The organism is Hymenobacter arcticus, from assembly GCF_054779975.1.
Genome location: NZ_BAAGXF010000024.1, coordinates 1 through 15,802, shown reverse-complemented (window position 1 = coordinate 15,802; position 15,802 = coordinate 1). Strand labels below are relative to the sequence as shown.

The 15,802-nt window shown below is 58.2% G+C and carries 19 protein-coding genes; 14 read left to right on the top strand and 5 right to left on the bottom strand.

Annotation, left to right across the window (positions count from 1 at the left end; all coding sequences use genetic code 11):
- The first annotated feature begins 160 nt into the window (after window positions 1-160).
- The 3 genes from ACYVGC_RS23445 to ACYVGC_RS23435 all read left to right on the top strand — a co-directional run bounded on the left by ACYVGC_RS23445 (window position 161) and on the right by ACYVGC_RS23435 (window position 2,295).
- The gene (locus tag ACYVGC_RS23445; RefSeq protein WP_460586275.1) at window positions 161-1,126 is read left to right on the top strand and encodes an AAA family ATPase; all 966 of its coding nucleotides are present in this window, start codon (window positions 161-163) and stop codon (window positions 1,124-1,126) included.
- Window positions 1,127-1,225: 99 nt separating this feature from the next.
- Window positions 1,226-1,639, top strand: coding sequence for a hypothetical protein (locus ACYVGC_RS23440; protein WP_460586274.1), 414 nt, complete (start codon window positions 1,226-1,228; stop codon window positions 1,637-1,639).
- A gap of 89 nt (window positions 1,640-1,728) precedes the next feature.
- On the top strand, window positions 1,729-2,295 hold the full coding sequence (locus ACYVGC_RS23435) for a GNAT family N-acetyltransferase (RefSeq protein WP_460586273.1): 567 nt from the start codon (window positions 1,729-1,731) through the stop codon (window positions 2,293-2,295).
- Between the two features lie 87 nt (window positions 2,296-2,382).
- On the opposite strand, the gene ACYVGC_RS23430 is transcribed toward ACYVGC_RS23435, so the two are convergent.
- Window positions 2,383-3,543 (bottom strand): hypothetical protein, encoded by a 1,161-nt coding sequence (locus tag ACYVGC_RS23430; protein ID WP_460586272.1) that lies wholly within the window; start codon window positions 3,541-3,543, stop codon window positions 2,383-2,385.
- A 303-nt stretch (window positions 3,544-3,846) separates the two neighbouring features.
- Here ACYVGC_RS23430 and recA point away from each other — a divergent pair, with 303 nt between their 5' ends.
- From recA to ACYVGC_RS23375, 11 genes are all read left to right on the top strand, one after another.
- The gene (recA, locus tag ACYVGC_RS23425) at window positions 3,847-4,962 is read left to right on the top strand and encodes a recombinase RecA (RefSeq protein WP_460586271.1); all 1,116 of its coding nucleotides are present in this window, start codon (window positions 3,847-3,849) and stop codon (window positions 4,960-4,962) included.
- Window positions 4,963-5,123: 161 nt separating this feature from the next.
- The gene (locus ACYVGC_RS23420) at window positions 5,124-5,933 is read left to right on the top strand and encodes a DUF3108 domain-containing protein (protein ID WP_460586270.1); all 810 of its coding nucleotides are present in this window, start codon (window positions 5,124-5,126) and stop codon (window positions 5,931-5,933) included.
- A 202-nt stretch (window positions 5,934-6,135) separates the two neighbouring features.
- Window positions 6,136-6,798: a response regulator transcription factor gene (locus tag ACYVGC_RS23415; protein ID WP_460586269.1), complete on the top strand. Its 663-nt coding sequence runs from the start codon at window positions 6,136-6,138 to the stop codon at window positions 6,796-6,798.
- Window positions 6,799-6,962: 164 nt separating this feature from the next.
- On the top strand, window positions 6,963-8,033 hold the full coding sequence (locus ACYVGC_RS23410; RefSeq protein WP_460586268.1) for a sensor histidine kinase: 1,071 nt from the start codon (window positions 6,963-6,965) through the stop codon (window positions 8,031-8,033).
- Window positions 8,034-8,181: 148 nt separating this feature from the next.
- Window positions 8,182-8,895, top strand: coding sequence for an RluA family pseudouridine synthase (locus ACYVGC_RS23405; RefSeq protein WP_460586267.1), 714 nt, complete (start codon window positions 8,182-8,184; stop codon window positions 8,893-8,895).
- A 23-nt stretch (window positions 8,896-8,918) separates the two neighbouring features.
- A complete protein-coding gene (locus ACYVGC_RS23400; RefSeq protein WP_460586266.1) occupies window positions 8,919-9,488 on the top strand; it encodes an SMI1/KNR4 family protein in 570 nt (189 codons plus the stop codon).
- 151 nt (window positions 9,489-9,639) lie between these two features.
- Window positions 9,640-10,092 (top strand): large ribosomal subunit protein uL13, encoded by a 453-nt coding sequence (rplM, locus tag ACYVGC_RS23395; protein WP_460586265.1) that lies wholly within the window; start codon window positions 9,640-9,642, stop codon window positions 10,090-10,092.
- Window positions 10,093-10,137: 45 nt separating this feature from the next.
- On the top strand, window positions 10,138-10,524 hold the full coding sequence (gene rpsI / locus ACYVGC_RS23390) for a 30S ribosomal protein S9 (protein WP_283562669.1): 387 nt from the start codon (window positions 10,138-10,140) through the stop codon (window positions 10,522-10,524).
- 18 nt (window positions 10,525-10,542) lie between these two features.
- On the top strand, window positions 10,543-11,316 hold the full coding sequence (rpsB, locus tag ACYVGC_RS23385) for a small ribosomal subunit protein uS2 (protein ID WP_460586264.1): 774 nt from the start codon (window positions 10,543-10,545) through the stop codon (window positions 11,314-11,316).
- Window positions 11,317-11,483: 167 nt separating this feature from the next.
- Window positions 11,484-12,320: a translation elongation factor Ts gene (tsf, locus tag ACYVGC_RS23380; protein ID WP_460586263.1), complete on the top strand. Its 837-nt coding sequence runs from the start codon at window positions 11,484-11,486 to the stop codon at window positions 12,318-12,320.
- Window positions 12,321-12,389: 69 nt separating this feature from the next.
- Window positions 12,390-12,713: a hypothetical protein gene (locus ACYVGC_RS23375; RefSeq protein ID WP_460586262.1), complete on the top strand. Its 324-nt coding sequence runs from the start codon at window positions 12,390-12,392 to the stop codon at window positions 12,711-12,713.
- Here ACYVGC_RS23375 and ACYVGC_RS23370 read toward each other — a convergent pair.
- From ACYVGC_RS23370 to ACYVGC_RS23355, 4 genes are all read right to left on the bottom strand, one after another.
- A complete protein-coding gene (locus tag ACYVGC_RS23370) occupies window positions 12,710-13,678 on the bottom strand; it encodes a DUF3089 domain-containing protein (protein ID WP_460586261.1) in 969 nt (322 codons plus the stop codon). The two genes, ACYVGC_RS23375 and ACYVGC_RS23370, sit on opposite strands and share 4 nt — an antisense overlap.
- A gap of 77 nt (window positions 13,679-13,755) precedes the next feature.
- Entirely contained in the window at window positions 13,756-14,517 is a 762-nt protein-coding gene (locus ACYVGC_RS23365) for an SHOCT domain-containing protein (protein WP_460586260.1), read from the bottom strand.
- 25 nt (window positions 14,518-14,542) lie between these two features.
- Window positions 14,543-15,262: a hypothetical protein gene (locus tag ACYVGC_RS23360; RefSeq protein WP_460586259.1), complete on the bottom strand. Its 720-nt coding sequence runs from the start codon at window positions 15,260-15,262 to the stop codon at window positions 14,543-14,545.
- Window positions 15,263-15,284: 22 nt separating this feature from the next.
- Window positions 15,285-15,545, bottom strand: a complete 261-nt coding sequence (locus ACYVGC_RS23355) for a hypothetical protein (protein WP_460586258.1) — start codon at window positions 15,543-15,545, stop codon at window positions 15,285-15,287.
- Between the last annotated feature and the right edge of the window lie 257 nt (window positions 15,546-15,802).

Here is a 15,802-nt window from a genome sequence, read left to right as displayed (position 1 = left end):
CATGCTCATCTGGCGTCCGCTTGTCGAAGCATTTCTACCACGCCGCCGGGGTTACTAGCCCAACGAAGCGGTAGAGAGGCTTCGACAAGCGGACGCTAGATGAGCATGACGTTCTTTATAGCATTATTATCATCGTCTTGTTAGCGCGCTTATTCAACCAATGACTCCATTTCAAAACGATAAAGAAGCGGCCGACGCGCTGAAACAAGCCTACCAGCAGCTACGCCAGGAAATTGGCAAGGTCATCGTGGGGCAGGACGAGGTGGTGCGGCTGGTGCTCACGGCCGTGTTTGCGCAGGGACACTGCCTGCTGGTGGGCGTGCCCGGCCTGGCCAAAACGCTGCTCATCCAAACTATTGCCGACTCGCTCGACCTGTCGTTCAACCGCATTCAGTTCACCCCCGACCTGATGCCCAGCGACATTGTGGGCTCGGAGACGCTGACCCAGCAGCGCGAGTTTCAGTTCGTGAAGGGCCCGATTTTCGCCAACATCATCCTGGCCGACGAAATCAACCGCACGCCGCCCAAAACCCAGGCCGCCCTGCTCGAAAGCATGCAGGAATACGCCGTGACGGTGGCCGGGCAGCGCTACCCGCTGGCGCGCCCGTTTTTCGTGCTGGCCACCCAAAACCCCATCGAGCAGGAAGGTACCTACCCCCTGCCCGAGGCGCAGCTCGACCGCTTCATGTTCAACATCCAGCTCGGTTACCCCAGCTACGAGGAAGAATTGAACATCGTCAAGAACACGACTTCCGACCGCAAGCCAGTGGTGAGCAAGATATTACATTCGGCTGATATACAGGCCTATCAGGCCCTGGTACGCCGCGTACCCGTGGCCGACAACGTGGTGGAATACGCCGTGGGCCTCGTGCACAAAACCCGGCCCAATACCGCCCGCACTGCCCCCCGCGCCCAGCAATTGCTGGAGTGGGGCGCCGGCCCCCGCGCCAGCCAGTACCTCATTGTGGCCGCCAAATGCAACGCCTTGCTCACCGGTAAGTATTCGCCCGATATCGAGGACGTGCGCGCCGTAGCTTTGCCCATCCTGCGCCACCGCCTCGTGCGCAACTTCAAAGCCGAAGCCGAAGGCATGACGGTGGAACAGATTATTAAAGAACTACTTTAAGTCATTTAACAATTATCATTTAACAGTTAATAGTCCGCCATTCGGTAGGTCCCGCCACCTGAATGTTCACTGTTAATTGTTAAATGTTAAATGAAAAGCATGGAAGCCCAAGCATACTACCAGCAATTTGAGCGCAACGTGCGCATCATCCTCGACGCCCTGGCCGCCGGCCTCGACCTGCGCACCACTGCCCTCGAAACCAGCCTGCCCATTGAGGTCTACGTGCTGTGCGAAGTGCTGAACCAGGGCGCTGGCGAGCACTTCACGCTCAACGCCACCGGCGTGGCCCGCCTGGCCGAGTTTCAGCAGCAGTTTATGAAGCACGAGGACCAAACGCTGGCCGCCATGCAGCGCGTGCTGGCCGATAAGCAGTCCATCATGCGTACGCCCGAGGGCCGCGTGTTCACCAAGGAAATGCTGATTCGCCGCTTGGAGTTCTTCAACGAGGCCGCTCGGCAAGTGAATGTAATGCGTACGCAGCAAGCCCTGGGCAGCCCGCGGCAATACGTATAGCTAGCACAGCTAGTTAGTAATTAGGCAGTTATAGCAAAAGCTTTTAACAACATAGTCTTTTAGTATAACTACTTTATCAGCAGCTACTTATGGTGCTTGAAACCCCCCGCTTACTCTTGCGCCCCTATGAGCCCGCCGATGCGGCGGCCTTTTTTGGGGTGCTCGACCAGAGCCGGGAGCGGTTGAAGGCGTCGTTTCCGGACCGCCTGCGGGCCGTGCCCACGCTGGCGGAGGCCCCCGCCCAGCTCGCCGCCTTTGCCGACGACTGGCGCACTGGCCGCTTCTACGTATTGGGAATCTGGCTACGCGAAAGCCTTGATTACCTGGGTGATATCTGCTTGATGCCCCAACGGCGTGGGCAGGCCGAAATCGGCTACTACCTGGCGGCCGAAGCCGAAGGCCAGGGCTACGCCCGCGAGGCGCTGGCCGCCGTGTGCCACTTTGGCTTTGGGCGGCAAGTGGAGGCGCAGCGGCTACTCATCCGCTGCTTTGCCGACAACGCGCGGGCTCAAGCAGTGGCGCGGGCCCTAGGCTTTGCCTTGCAAGAGCCTGAGCAGCCGGAGGCTCCGGCGTGGTTTCGGTTCAATTTCTGGGACAGCAAGCCACCCGCTCCGACCATTCTGCATTTCGTACGGCACTGGTCAGCCGGTGATTAGAACGTAGGGTAAGCTTCAACTTGCCAATCGGTGCTTACTAAGAACGACGAGCAACGATTGGCAAGCTAAAGATTACCCTACCCCAGCCTATTGCCCCACGCGCACGCGCCGGCCCACATTGCCCAGCAGCCACTCCTGCCGAAAGTTGAGGTAAACGCCAAAGGAGAAGTCAAGCAGCTGCTTATTAAAGTCATACACGGGCTCCACACGCACGGTCACGGCCGCCGCGTCGGAAATGCGGAAGTCGCGCATTAAGCGCACCAACAGCAGCCGGCGCTCGGCATCGGTGAAGCCGGGCGTGCCGTAGCGCGAGGCGATGGACTGGTAGTAATTACCCCCCAGCGGCGCAAAGAATTTGTTGCCCTGCCAGTAGCTCAGCATCACATCCAGGTAGCGGGTTTCGAGCGTACCATTGATGTACAGCGCGTTACCATTCTGAAAAGGCAGCCGATAATTAGCAAACGAATGGTCGTCGAAGAGCAGGCCGTAGGCGTTGAGCCGCACCGCGTGAAAGGTGGGATTATTAAACGTCTTGCGGGCTACTATCCCAGTGGCATAGTTCAGCAAAGTTTGGATAGGCGCGTGCAGTGTATCAATCTGCCCCCCCTCGTGCCGGGCGGTAAATTGCAGCGGGATAGATACTTGCACCGGGCTGTTATCACCCGTGAGGCGGAAGCTGCTGCTGAGGCCGCCGGCAATCTGCTCCTGGTAGTTTACCCCCGCGTATTCCTGCCGCAGCCAGTCTACCCACACGTCGAGCACCACGCGCTTGGTGTTCAGCCGGTACTGCAAGCCTTCCTCCAACGGCTTTAGCATTACGCGCTCAAAATCGAACAGCGGCTCGATGTAGCCGTGGTTGAGATTGGCCTTGATATTGCCAAAAATGAACTGGCTGCTGCCATGCGTCCAGGTGGCGCGGTAGGTGGGGCGCACCTGCCGCAGCTGCGGAGTGCCAAAGTCTTTCCACAGAAAAACGCCGGCTTCCAGGCGCAACTCCTTAGTAGGATAATAGACGAGTTGCGGGTTCAGCTGCGTGCCGAATAGCGTGTAGCCTTGGACGATATCGTTGAAATACTCGTTGTCTTTGAAGAACGTGAAGGCGTTTAGTGAAATACGCAGGTCACCTGTTTGAACCTTACCAGCCGATTCAAGTCTCGCCCAAGCATTTTCAGCAGCTACCGATAAGGAGTCCTTTGTTACTTCCATTATTGGGGGCTGATTGTCCATCGAGCCACTTATAGTCGTCATCTTCCATGAACTTAACCCCCTCGGAAAACCTGGGTATGGTGAGACAAACGCCTGATTGTTCAACTGCGCCCACGCTGGCGCAGCCGTAAACAACACAGCACCAATGCTAACTAAAATTTTTAGAAATTTCCTCATAAATTTGCGCATCATCCGGCACAAAACCGGGAGCAGATGCGTTACAAATGGCCACCGAAAAACAGAACGGTAGCTGGCCTAGTCTGCTGCTACCGTGCTCCGGTGCGATAAATCAAAATACCGTAGTTTTACAAACCTAAGTTTCTTTTCAAACCCCCTCCCCCGTCTATGGCCTTTGCAACCAAAGCCGAAAAACCAGAAAAGGCCGAGAAAGCCGAAAAAACCACTGGCGGCGACCCCATCGCCGAGAAGAAAAAGGCGCTCATGCTCACGCTAGAGAAGCTGGATAAAGCCTTCGGCAAAGGTACCGTGATGAAGCTCTCGGACCAGAAAGTGAACGACATTCCGGCCATCAGCACCGGCTCGCTTTCGCTCGATATCGCCCTCGGCATCGGCGGCCTGCCCCGCGGCCGCGTGGTCGAAATCTACGGCCCCGAGTCGAGTGGCAAGACGACGCTCACGATGCACGCCATTGCCGAAGCCCAAAAGGCGGGCGGCACGGCGGCCTTCATCGACGCCGAGCACGCCTTCGACCCCGCCTACGCCAAAAAGCTGGGCATTGATGTGGACAACCTCCTCATCGCGCAGCCCGACAACGGCGAGCAGGCCCTCGAAATTGCCGACCAGCTCATCAGCTCGGGCGCTATCGACATTATCGTAATTGACTCCGTGGCGGCCCTCGTGCCCAAAGGCGAGCTCGAAGGCGACATGGGCGACTCGAAAGTGGGCCTGCACGCCCGCCTCATGAGCCAGGCCCTGCGCAAGCTCACCGGCACGATTAACAAGACCAACTGCCTGTGCATCTTCATCAACCAGCTGCGGGAGAAAATCGGCGTGATGTTCGGCTCGCCCGAAACCACGACCGGCGGTAACGCCCTGAAATTCTACGCTTCGGTACGCCTCGACATCCGTCGTATCGGCCAAATCAAGGAAGACAAGGATAACGTAACCGGCAACCGCACCAAGGTGAAGGTGGTGAAAAACAAAGTAGCGCCGCCCTTCAAGGTGGTCGAGTTTGACATCATCTACGGCCAGGGCATCAGCAAAGTCGGCGAAATCGTGGACCTTGGTGTTGACATGGGCATCATCGGCAAGTCGGGCTCGTGGTTCAACTACGGCGCCAATAAGATTGGCCAGGGCCGCGAGGCTGTGAAAACCCTGCTGCTCGACAACCCCGAGCTGGCCGACGAAATCGAAGCCAAAATCCGCAACATGGCCAAGGGCGATACCGACGTTATCCCCGTGGATATGAGCGGCCCCGAGGACGGCGACGACACGCTGTAAGCCTTCCGGCTGCTTCGTAAAATGAATGCCCCGCTACCGCCCGGTAGCGGGGCATTTTTTGTAGCGGGCCGGTACGGCGGGCGGCGAAATTGCCCCGTAGTTTTACGGGCTGGCACTTTGTTTGTAAATCTGTTTCGGCTTCTCTTTCGTTGTTTTAGCGTATGCGCCGCTGGCTACTTGTTCCGCTTCTCCTTCTGAGTGCCGCCTGGACGCAACCCCGCGGCCTGGCCGAGCCGGTGCGCTTTTGGCCCAACGCCAGCTTCCGGGCCGGCGAAACCATCCGCTACAAGGTGCACTACGGCGTGCTGAATGCCGCCGAGGCCGTCGTCGAAACCTCCGGCAACCTGGAGCGCATCGCCGACCGCCCCTGCTACAAAGCCACCGTGAGCGGCCGCACCACCGGCTCGGTCGATTTCTTTCTGCACGTGAAGGACCAGTGGCGCTCCTACATCGACACCGCCAGCATCCTGCCCCTGCGCTCCTCGCGCGACATTGAGGAAGCCACCTACCGCAAGAAGGAAGTCGTGGATTTCGACCAAGAGCACGATATGGTCAACGTGCTGCAAACACACACCAAAGAGCCCATCCGCTACACCTTCAAGGTGCCCAACAACGTGCAGGAGCTGGTGAGCGGCTTCTACTACCTGCGCACCCTCAACTACGACCACATGAAGGTGGGCGAAGTCATTCACATGGGCGGCTTCTTCGACGAAGCCACTTTTAACCTGGACGTTACCTTCCGGGGCCGCGAGGTGGTCCAAACCAAAGCCGGCGTTATCCGCGTGCTGAAGCTGATACCCAAAATGCCGCCCAACCGCATTTTCCAGGGCGAAGAAGCCATCAAGATTTACCTCTCCGACGACCGTAATAAGATTCCGGTGCTCTTCCAGGCCGAGCTGTTCGTAGGCTCGGTGAAGGTGGATATGTATAAGTATGAGGGGTTGAAATACCGGCTCAGCTTAGCCAAATAACCCATTACCCAACAGATAGTTAACCACTTACTACCTTTATTTAGCCGGCTAGTAACCAGCGCGTCACACAAACGTAACATGGCCGCCGCGCCGAAGCTGGTAATTTTGCACCGCGAAAGTTCTTACCCCTTCCGCCCTACCCGCCGTGGCAACCCCCGCCAACCAACGGTCAGCGCCAGCGAAGTCCGCTGCCTACAAGATTATGGTCGTCGACGACGACCCTGACATCGTGGAGCTGCTGGAGTTCAATCTCAAGAAAGAAGGCTACTTCACCGCCTCCGCCGGCGACGGCCGCCAGGCCTTGGCCGTCGCCCAGGAATTCAACCCCGACATCATCCTGCTCGATGTGATGATGCCCCACCTCGACGGCATTGCCACCTGCCGCCTGCTGCGCGAGCAACCCAAGTTCAAGGATACCTACATCCTCTTCCTCACGGCCCGCGCCGAAGAGTTTTCGGAAGTAGCCGCCTTCGAGGCCGGTGCCGATGACTTTCTGGCTAAGCCCATCAAGCCCAGGGCCTTACTGAGCCGCTTAGCCGCCATTGTGCGCCGCGACCAAGACCCCCACGCCGGCGTGGAGGCCATCGATATCAACGGCCTGCGCATCGACCGCACCGCCTTCGCCGTGTACCAGGAAGGCCGCAAAATCACGCTGCCCAAGAAAGAGTTTGAGCTGCTGGCCTTCCTGGCCGCCGCCCCACACAAGGTTTTCAGCCGCGACGAGCTGCTACAAAATATCTGGGGCAACGACGTATTCGTGCTGGCCCGCACCGTGGACGTGCACGTGCGCAAAGTGCGCGAAAAAGTGGGCGACCACCACATCCAAACCATTAAGGGCGTGGGCTATAAGTTTAACGCCGACTAGCCAGCTGCCGTAGTAAAAAAGAAGAACGTCATGCTGACGAAGGAAGCATCTCTACCGCGTAAGTAATCCTAACGTTTAAAGTTGGTTACGCGGTGGAGATGCTTCCTTCGTCAGCATGACGTTCTTTATTCGCAACTTGTTAAATGATAACTGCTAATTGTTAAATGAATTTCTCCTCGCGCACCATTGCCGTTCTCATCGCGCTGCTGGTGGCGGGGGTGCTCACCACATTCGCCTACGTGGCCCCCACGCTACCCTCGCACCAGGCTTTTCTAGCGGCTGGTATCACGGTGGCGGCGTGCTTTTTACTGGTGTACTTATCGTTTGAAGCCCTGATTTTTCGGGAGATAAACGGCATCTATTCACGCCTGGAGCACATCAAGCGCAAAGAGTTTAAGCGTCTGAGCAACAAGTTTTTATTTCGGCCCGAACCCCTGCGCCGAATCGGCGATGAGATAGTCGAAATGGCCGAGCGCCGCCAGCAGGAGCTTGACGAGCTCAAGCGCCTGCAAGCCCTGCGCCGCGAGTTCCTGGCCGATGTGTCGCACGAGCTCAAAACGCCGCTTTTCGCCGCGCAAGGCTTCGTGCATACCATTCTGGACGAGGAGGAGGACAACGAGGAGCACGGCATGGACCCGGCCACCCGCCGCAAGTTTTTGCAGCGCGCCGCCGCCAGCCTCGATGCCCTCGACGCCCTGGTGCAAGACCTGGTCACCATTTCGCAGCTTGAAAAAGGCGTTATCCGCATGCGCCGCCAGCGCTTCGACCTCGTAGCCCTGGTGCAGGAGCTATTTGAGCTGCTGGAGCAGCAAGCCCAGCGGCGCGGCACCACGCTGGAGCTATTTCCGCCGCACCTGGCCGAGGAGGAAGTACTCGTAGTGGCCGACCGCAACCGCATTCGCCAGGTACTTATCAATTTGATTGATAACGCGATAAAGTATGGCCGCGAAAAAAATGGCCACGTGGTGGTAACCCTCACGCCGGGCCGCAGCGGCCTGCGCGTGGCCGTGCGTGACAACGGCCCCGGCATTGCGCCCGAGCACCAGGCGCGCATCTTCGAGCGCTTCTACCGGGTCGATAAAAGCCGCTCGCGCTCGGCCGGCGGCTCGGGGCTGGGCTTAGCCATCAGCAAGCATATTGTGGAGGCGCACAAGTCGAATATCCACATTAAGAGCGTATTGGATGAAGGCACCACGATGGAATTCAAGCTGCCCCGCCCCAAGGAAGTGAAGTAGCGTAAGCTTCAGCTTGCGAGCGAGCGCCAGCGAGCAGCCGGCACCGCGCCGCTCTGTGAATCATGCATAGCCCGGCCCACGATGCCCCCGCCCCCTCGCTAGCTAAAGCTTACGCTACCCCCCGCTACCCGCTACCTTTGCGGTCCGCATGAAGCCACCTAAGTTCAAAGACCTTATCCTGTTTGAGAACGACGATTATATCGTCGTCAACAAACCCCCGTTCCTCTCCACGCTCGACGAGCGCATTGGCGTGGCCGCCAGCCTGTTGCGCATGGCCCGCGAATACGCCGACGACGCTCAAGTGGGCCACCGCCTCGACCGTGACACCAGCGGCGCGCTGGTGATAGCCAAAAACCCGGAGGCCTACCGCCACGTCTCGATGCAGTTCGAAAACCGCGAGGTGCGTAAGGTGTACCACGCCGTAACCTGGGGTGCCCCGCCGCTGGAACAGTTTGTGGTAGAGCGCAATATCGAAACCACCAAGAGCGGCAAGGCCCGCCTGGCCTTCAAAGGCAAGCCCGCCGAAACACGCTTCACCACCCTCGACACCTACGCCCGCCACTCGCTGGTGCAGTGCGAACCCGTGACTGGCCGCATGCACCAGATTCGCCTGCACCTAGCCTATGTGCAAGCGCCCATCGTGGGCGACCACCTCTACGGCGGCGAAGACTTTTTCTTGTCCACCATCAAGAAGAAATTCAACCTCAAGGACGGCGAAACCGAGCAGCCCTTCATCAAGCGCTTTGCGCTGCACGCTAAGGAGCTGGAGTTTACGGGACTTGATGGGGTATTAATTAAAGTAGATGCCCCGTACCCCAAAGACTTCCGGGTACTGGTGGAAACGCTGGCGCAATACCGGTAAATCCATTTGAATCAACTCACAGTATGCTAAGTATTTGGAAGCGCTTCGAGGCTTGGTTGGCAGTGAGCGCGCCGCAGCTGTTAACTGAGCTAAACGCTGGCGCAACCGACGCAGAGCTAGGCGAACTGGCTACGACACTCGGCACCGAGCTACCGGCCGATTTTCTGGCTTTCTACCGCATTCACAACGGGCAAAAAACCGAAGCTAGTGGCCTGTTCGACGGGGAAGAATTGTTATCTGTACCGCGGATGCTAGACGAGTGGACCATCTGGAACGACCTGCTCAAGGGCGGCGATTTTGAGGGGGCCGCTTCCATGCCCGACGCTGGCGTGCGCGCCGACTGGTGGAATCCGCTCTGGCTGCCCCTCACCCATGACGGCGCGGGCAACCACTGCTGCCTCGACCTATCGCCTGCGCCGGGCGGCGCATGCGGCCAAATAATTCGGATGTGGCACGACGCTGACGAGCGCACGCTGCTTGCCTCCTCCTTTACCGAGTGGATTACGCGGTACGTAACAGCCCTGGAAGCCGGTGAATACGTGTTTAGTGAGGACTACAACGGCATCGTATTAGTCGATGACTTGGATGAGTAATTCCTCGTGCCGCCGGCTGATTCCCTAGAAATCAGTCGGTCGCATTTGGTAATGTAGTAGAAAAATGGTACCTTTGTGTCCGTTTTTCCCCAGCCCCATACGGCTTGGGGTTTATTGTCAATTGTTTAGCCGGTAAATATTTACCATCCCTATGGACCACCTGAGCTTCAAGACGACCCACGTCAACAAGGCCAACGCCCAGAAAAACTGGGTTATCGTAGACGCCAGCGTGGCCCCGCTGGGCCGCGTGTGCAGCCAAATCGCCAACCTGTTGCGCGGCAAGCATAAGCCTTCGTTCACCCCCAACTCCGACTGCGGCGATAACGTAATCGTTATCAACGCCGACAAGCTGCACGTGACGGGCAAGAAAATGAACGAGAAGCTGTACATCAGCCACTCGGGCTACCCCGGCGGCCAGAAGCAGCGCACCCTGCGCGAGCAGATGAACCGCGATTCGCGCAAGGCTATTGAGCACGCCGTGAAAGGTATGCTGCAAGGCAACCGCCTCGGCGCTGCCCAGTACCGCAACATGTACGTATACGCCGGCACCGAGCATCCGCACGAAGCTCAGCAGCCCCAGCCTTACGAGCTGAAGAACCTGTAAATCATTGCTTTACGGCCACTTTTGGCCGCATATTTTTCCCACTAAATGGCAGCTACTAACACCTCTGGTAGAAGAAAAACCTCGGTGGCCCGCATTTACATGCAGGCCGGGCAAGGGAATATCACTATCAACGACCGGGACATGAAGTCCTACTTCGCCAACGAACTGTTGGAGAACATCGTGAACCAGCCCCTGGCTACCCTCGAGCAGGTGGGCCAGTACGATATCAAAGTGAACGTGAAGGGCGGCGGCATCGCCGGCCAGGCCGAGGCTATCCGCCTTGCCATCTCGAAAGCTTTGGTAAGCGATAACGAGGAAGTGAAGTCGGCTCTCCGCAAGGAAGGATTCATGACCCGCGACCCCCGCATGGTTGAACGCAAGAAGTTCGGCAAGCGCAAGGCACGTCGCTCGTTCCAGTTCTCCAAACGCTAATATTCGAAGCAGACTATTATGGCTCAGTCCACCACCTACAAAGAGCTGCTTGACGCGGGTGCCCACTTTGGTCACCTTACGCGCAAGTGGGACCCGAAAATGGCGCCGTACATCTTCATGGAGAAGAACGGCATCCATATCATCGACCTCAACAAGACGCTGGCTTCGCTGGATTACGCGTCGAACGCTATTCGCAACATTGCGAAAAGCGGCCGCAAAATCATGTTCGTTGCCACCAAAAAGCAGGCCCAGGAGATTGTGCAGACGGAGGCAGTTCGCCTCAAGATGCCTTTCGTGACGGACCGCTGGCTGGGCGGGATGCTGACGAACTTCGCCACCATCCGCAAGAGCTTGAAGAAGATGAGCACCATCGACAAGATGGTGAAAGAAAACACCGCCTACGCCGCCCTGGCTAAGCGTGAGAAGCTGATGATGTCGCGCGAGCGTGACAAATTAGAACGCGTAATGGGTGGTATATCGGAATTAAGCCGCCTCCCCGCTGCCCTGTTCGTAGTAGATGTGAAGCGCGAGCACATTGCCGTGAAAGAAGCTCAGAAATTGGGCATTCCGGTGTTTGCTATCGTGGATACCAACTCGAACCCCGACTTGGTGCAGTTCCCGATTCCGGCCAACGATGACGCTTCGAAGTCTATTCAGCTCATCATCAACGTAATCGGTAAGGCTATCGAAGATGGCCTGTCGGAGCGTAAAGTTGACAAAGAAGATGCCGACCGCAAGGAAGCCGATGAGGCTGCCGTAGCGGAGAAGACTGAGGCTGACAAAGAAGCCTAAGCCGCTCGCTGTCAAAGCTTGACGAAGAAGGGAACGGTCGAGGCAAATGCTTGGCGGTTCCCTTTTTCAATTTTAAGAATAGTGCGGACTTTGCAGTCCGCGCTTGCGTAGTTCAAAGATTCCATTCACCCACCAACTCGCGGACTCGCAGAGTCCACGCTACTACTATGGCCGCTATCACCGCCGCAGATGTAAACAAGCTTCGCACCATGACCGGTGCAGGCATGATGGATTGCAAAAAAGCTTTGACCGAAGCCGATGGCGATTTCGAAGCCGCCCGCGACATTCTGCGTAAGCAGGGTCAGAAAATTGCCGATAAGCGCGCCGACAATGCTACGTCGGAAGGCCTGGTACTGGTAAACGTGAGCGCTGATGGCACTACCGGCAAGCTGGTGGCCCTAGCTTGCGAAACGGAGTCGGTAGCGAAAGTAGCTGACTTCCGCACGCTGGTGCAGCAAATTTTGGACACGGCGGTGAAAACCAACGTGGGCACCAAGGAAGACTTGCTGGCCGCTACGGAGGCCGACGGCCGCACCGTGCAGGAGCATATCACCGAGCTGACCGGCAAAATCGGCGAGAAACTCGACCTCATCTACACCACCATCACCGCTGAGAAAGTGGCTTCGTACATCCACTCGGATAACAAGAAGGGCGTACTCGTGGGCCTGAAGAACGTAGGCGATGCCGACGTTGCTGCCATCGGCCGCGACGTTGCTATGCAAATCGTAGCTATGAAGCCCGTTGCCGTTGACAAAGACGGCGTGGACGCTGGCACGGTAGAGCGCGAAATCGAAATCGGCAAAGAGCAGGCGCGTGCCGAAGGCAAGCCCGAAGCGATGCTGGAGAAAATCGCCCAGGGCAAACTCAACAAGTTCTACAAGGAGAACACCTTGCTGAACCAGGAGTTCGTAAAAGATAACTCGCTGACCATCGCCCAATTGCTCGACAAAATGTCGAAAGGCATGACGGTATCGGACTTCAAGCGCGTAGCAATCGGCGCTTAGTTTTTAGCCTGATTCGCTTTAAATAGAAAGCCCGCTGGCGCATTGCCAGCGGGCTTTCTATTTTTGGTTATGACCCAGAAAAAGAAGGCTCTTTACCGTGATTTGCTGAGGTGGGCGATGGTAGACATGCGGATGCATAGCGCATCGGCAACTACCGGCTTGCTACGGTTATTTACGAACCGTAGGCCTGGCCGCCTTAAAGTGATTCAATTCATTCACGCTATGAATAACTGGCTGCATAACACTGCTTTATATTCTGCTGTTGATTTTGAGGGCTTCAAAGAAGAATTGTTCTGGGAAGATTATAGACGATTTAGACACGATTTTCCTGCTGATAGGTGGGCTGGACTCACTGAAACGGTCATTAAAGAGTTGCTAGCAAGCGTTGATTAACGTTGCCGCATCCACGCCCGTACTCGGGCCCGCGCATTCGCGCGCACGTTGAGGTAGAACAAGTTATAATCGACAATGTGGAAAGAAACGCGCAACTCTCGGCGGCCTGGAATGTGCAGGCGGCGGTAGCCAGCGCGGTGCGGGTCATCGACCCAGAGCACGCCGCGGTGGGGCTGGGCAGTAGTGAGGTGGGGGTCGATGCGCCGGAAATTGAGCGGCACGCCTCCCCTATTCAGCGTGGCGGGCGCGTTGGCGGAGTCGAGCGTCCAGGTGAGGGGGTTGGTGACGAGCAGGCCGTGGTAGGGCTGGTAGTCGGTGCCGCGCACGGCAGTGTTCCAGCCGATGATGCCGCCGGTTTGGAGCGAATCGCGCAGGGCGGGCAGGTGCTGGTACTCGTTGGGCTTTACCAGGCGGCCAATCAGGTACGCCGCTACTAACTGCTTACGTAGCTGTGGGTTATCATCGACTAGCTCGTGCAGGAGCCGTGTGAGGTGGGTAGTACCCTGACTATGGCTGGCCAGAATAAAGGGCCGGCCGTGGTTGTAGTGCGCAAGGTAGTACTGAAAGGCCGCCTTGACGTCGGCATAAGCCAGGTCGAGGGCGGGCTGGGCATTGGGGTCTTCGGTGGCGAAGAATGTGTAGAGCGTGGCCTGCCGGTAGCGCGGGGCGTACAGCCGGCCTACGTCATAAAACAAGCTGGCCTGGTTGCGCAGGGAGGTGCGGGCTGTGAAGCGCTGCAACCGGCGCAGGCGGAGCGGGGCATTCCAGTAGCCCAACCGCCAGAAATAGGTGGTGGGATGCACGTAGAACACGTCAGCTACCGTATCGGGCGCGGTGGCGGGCAGGCCGGGCGGGCGCTGCCGGGCGGCACTACGGTAGCCGGGCAGCGCCGCCCAATTAACCGAATCGGCATAATCGGGGGCGGGCCCGGCCGCCTTGACCGAAAACTGGTGTACAGGCCGCAATAGCGTGAGGCAACTACTGAGCGCACCTAAGGCGCAGAAGCTAGCCCCCAGCAAAGCCCAGCGAATAACCGACACAGTTAGGGTATTTTAAAAGCAGAATCGGTAGACATCGTGGTGGTAGGCGTGGTAGCAGCGGGCGTAGAAGCCGGCGCTTTAGCGGGCGGCATGGCTGCTGCCGGGGCAGCCACCGAATCGGCTTTGAACTGGCTGGCTGCGGCAGTAACTACTGGGCGGGCCATGGGAGCTACGCGAATGGTTTCGGGGACGGTGGTGGGCGGCAGGGTTATTTGCTCGGCCTGGGGGCCCACTTCGGGGGCCACGGTGGTAGAATCAGCAGAGGTTTGGCTACTGCTAGTCAAGTGCTCATCGGGCGCAGCGGGACGGCCCATGAATAGGTAGAGCACGAGGCCCAGTACTACCAGGGCCCCGCCGATAATAAAGACAAGATTCAGCGGGTTGCGGCCCTCTTCGGCAAGGCGGAGGTCGGGTTCAGTATCCGGAGTACTCCCGGCGGATGCAGCTAGCCAGTCGGACGTGGCAGCGGGGGGCGGCGGGGCCAGCTCGGCGGGGTTGGGGGCTACCGTGTCGTAGGCGGCTATCGTAGCTTCGGGGATGGGCGCGGGCGCCTCGGGCAACACCTTGTTACCCAAATCATTAGCCGGCAACGTTGCCGTAACTGAACTGCCATCGGCCGGGGAGAGCGGCAGGGCGGGCTCTAGGCCAAAAATGAGCTGGCGCTTGAGGGTTTCGAACTCCTGCGGGGTGATGGTGCCCGCGTCCAGCATGTCTTTGAGCTGCCGCAGGGCGGCGAGCGATGAATGGGCATCGGACGGATTCATAGCGAAAGGCGAAAGCGACTAGTAGTTAAGGCGTTACAATGGTAAGGCGCGTGCGGCGGCGCTCCAGCACCTTCACGCCAGCTTCGCGCAGCAACCCGTTGTTGACGAGTTGCACACTGTCCTGGCTGAGGGTTTTGGCGTTAGCTTCGTTTTGACGCAGCAGCTCGTCGATGCGCTTGAGGTTGGCGGCCGTGTTGGCGCGGGTGGCATCGGCGTGGCGGTTGAGCTTCTCCTTTTCCTTGTCAATGGCCGCGATTTTAGCCTCGGCCTCGGCTACCTGCTGGCGGTAGAAATTAGTGCGCGCGGCGGGCGCGTACTTGGTCAGCACCGCTTCCAGCTGCTTGAATGGCGCGGGCGTGAGGTCGGGCGAGAAGTAGGTTTTATCGCCAAACGCGCCGAACAGCGCCACCTCAGTAGTCGAGTCGGTGAGGGCTGTGGTGGCGGCGTACACGTCGATGGGGCGGCTCGAAATAGCCGTGCCGCTCACCTGCTTGGCCGAGAGCACGGGTTTCTTGCCCAGCAAGCCCGCCAGGCCGCCCTTCAGAGAAAGGCGCTGGCTGCTCTTCATGTAGGATTGCAAGAATTCGCGCGTGTCGTCCTCGTTACCGTCCACTACTACGTTGACGCTGGCCTGGGTGTGGCCCGCGTAAGGCAGCTGGCCCTGGCGCACCTGGTAGCTTTGGGCCCAGGCTGGTGCGCTGGCGCATAAGGCACCCCCGAGGAGTAATAATCGCAAATTAAGCATGTTGGCAAAGGTAATGGTGGAGCTAGCGCAAGTCGTGGCGGGCAAAGGCGGCGCGCATATCCTGCTGCATAAGCTGGAAGCGGGCCACGGCGGCGGCCAGAAACTCATCGTCGAGGAGCTGGCGAATCTCCACGTCGGGCGGAGCTACGCCGCTCAGGTCGAGGTCGGCCACCTTGTAGGTTTGCTCCAGGGGGCCTTGCTCCAGCTTGAGCAGGTATTTGCCGTTCCAGGCCAGCAGGGTGATTTTGACTTGCGGATACGGAATGTCGGCAACGTGGCGCATGAAGAAAGCAAGATGGAATTAGCCGAAGGTAATACGGCGGTTGGCCCGGCTGGTTAAACTCAGCTTTAATGTGATAGCGCGCCCAGGCTAGTGCCCGCCCCCGGTTAGCCGCCCACCAACGACTACGTTTTCAGTGTCCTGAGCCCTTAAAGGTGGGGAGGTACCACCGCCGGGCCCCTACCTAAGAGGGTGTTAGGGAATTAAGCAGGCGCTAAGCGGTTGAGGCACATGGTCATGTTGGCAATGAGCAGCCAGGC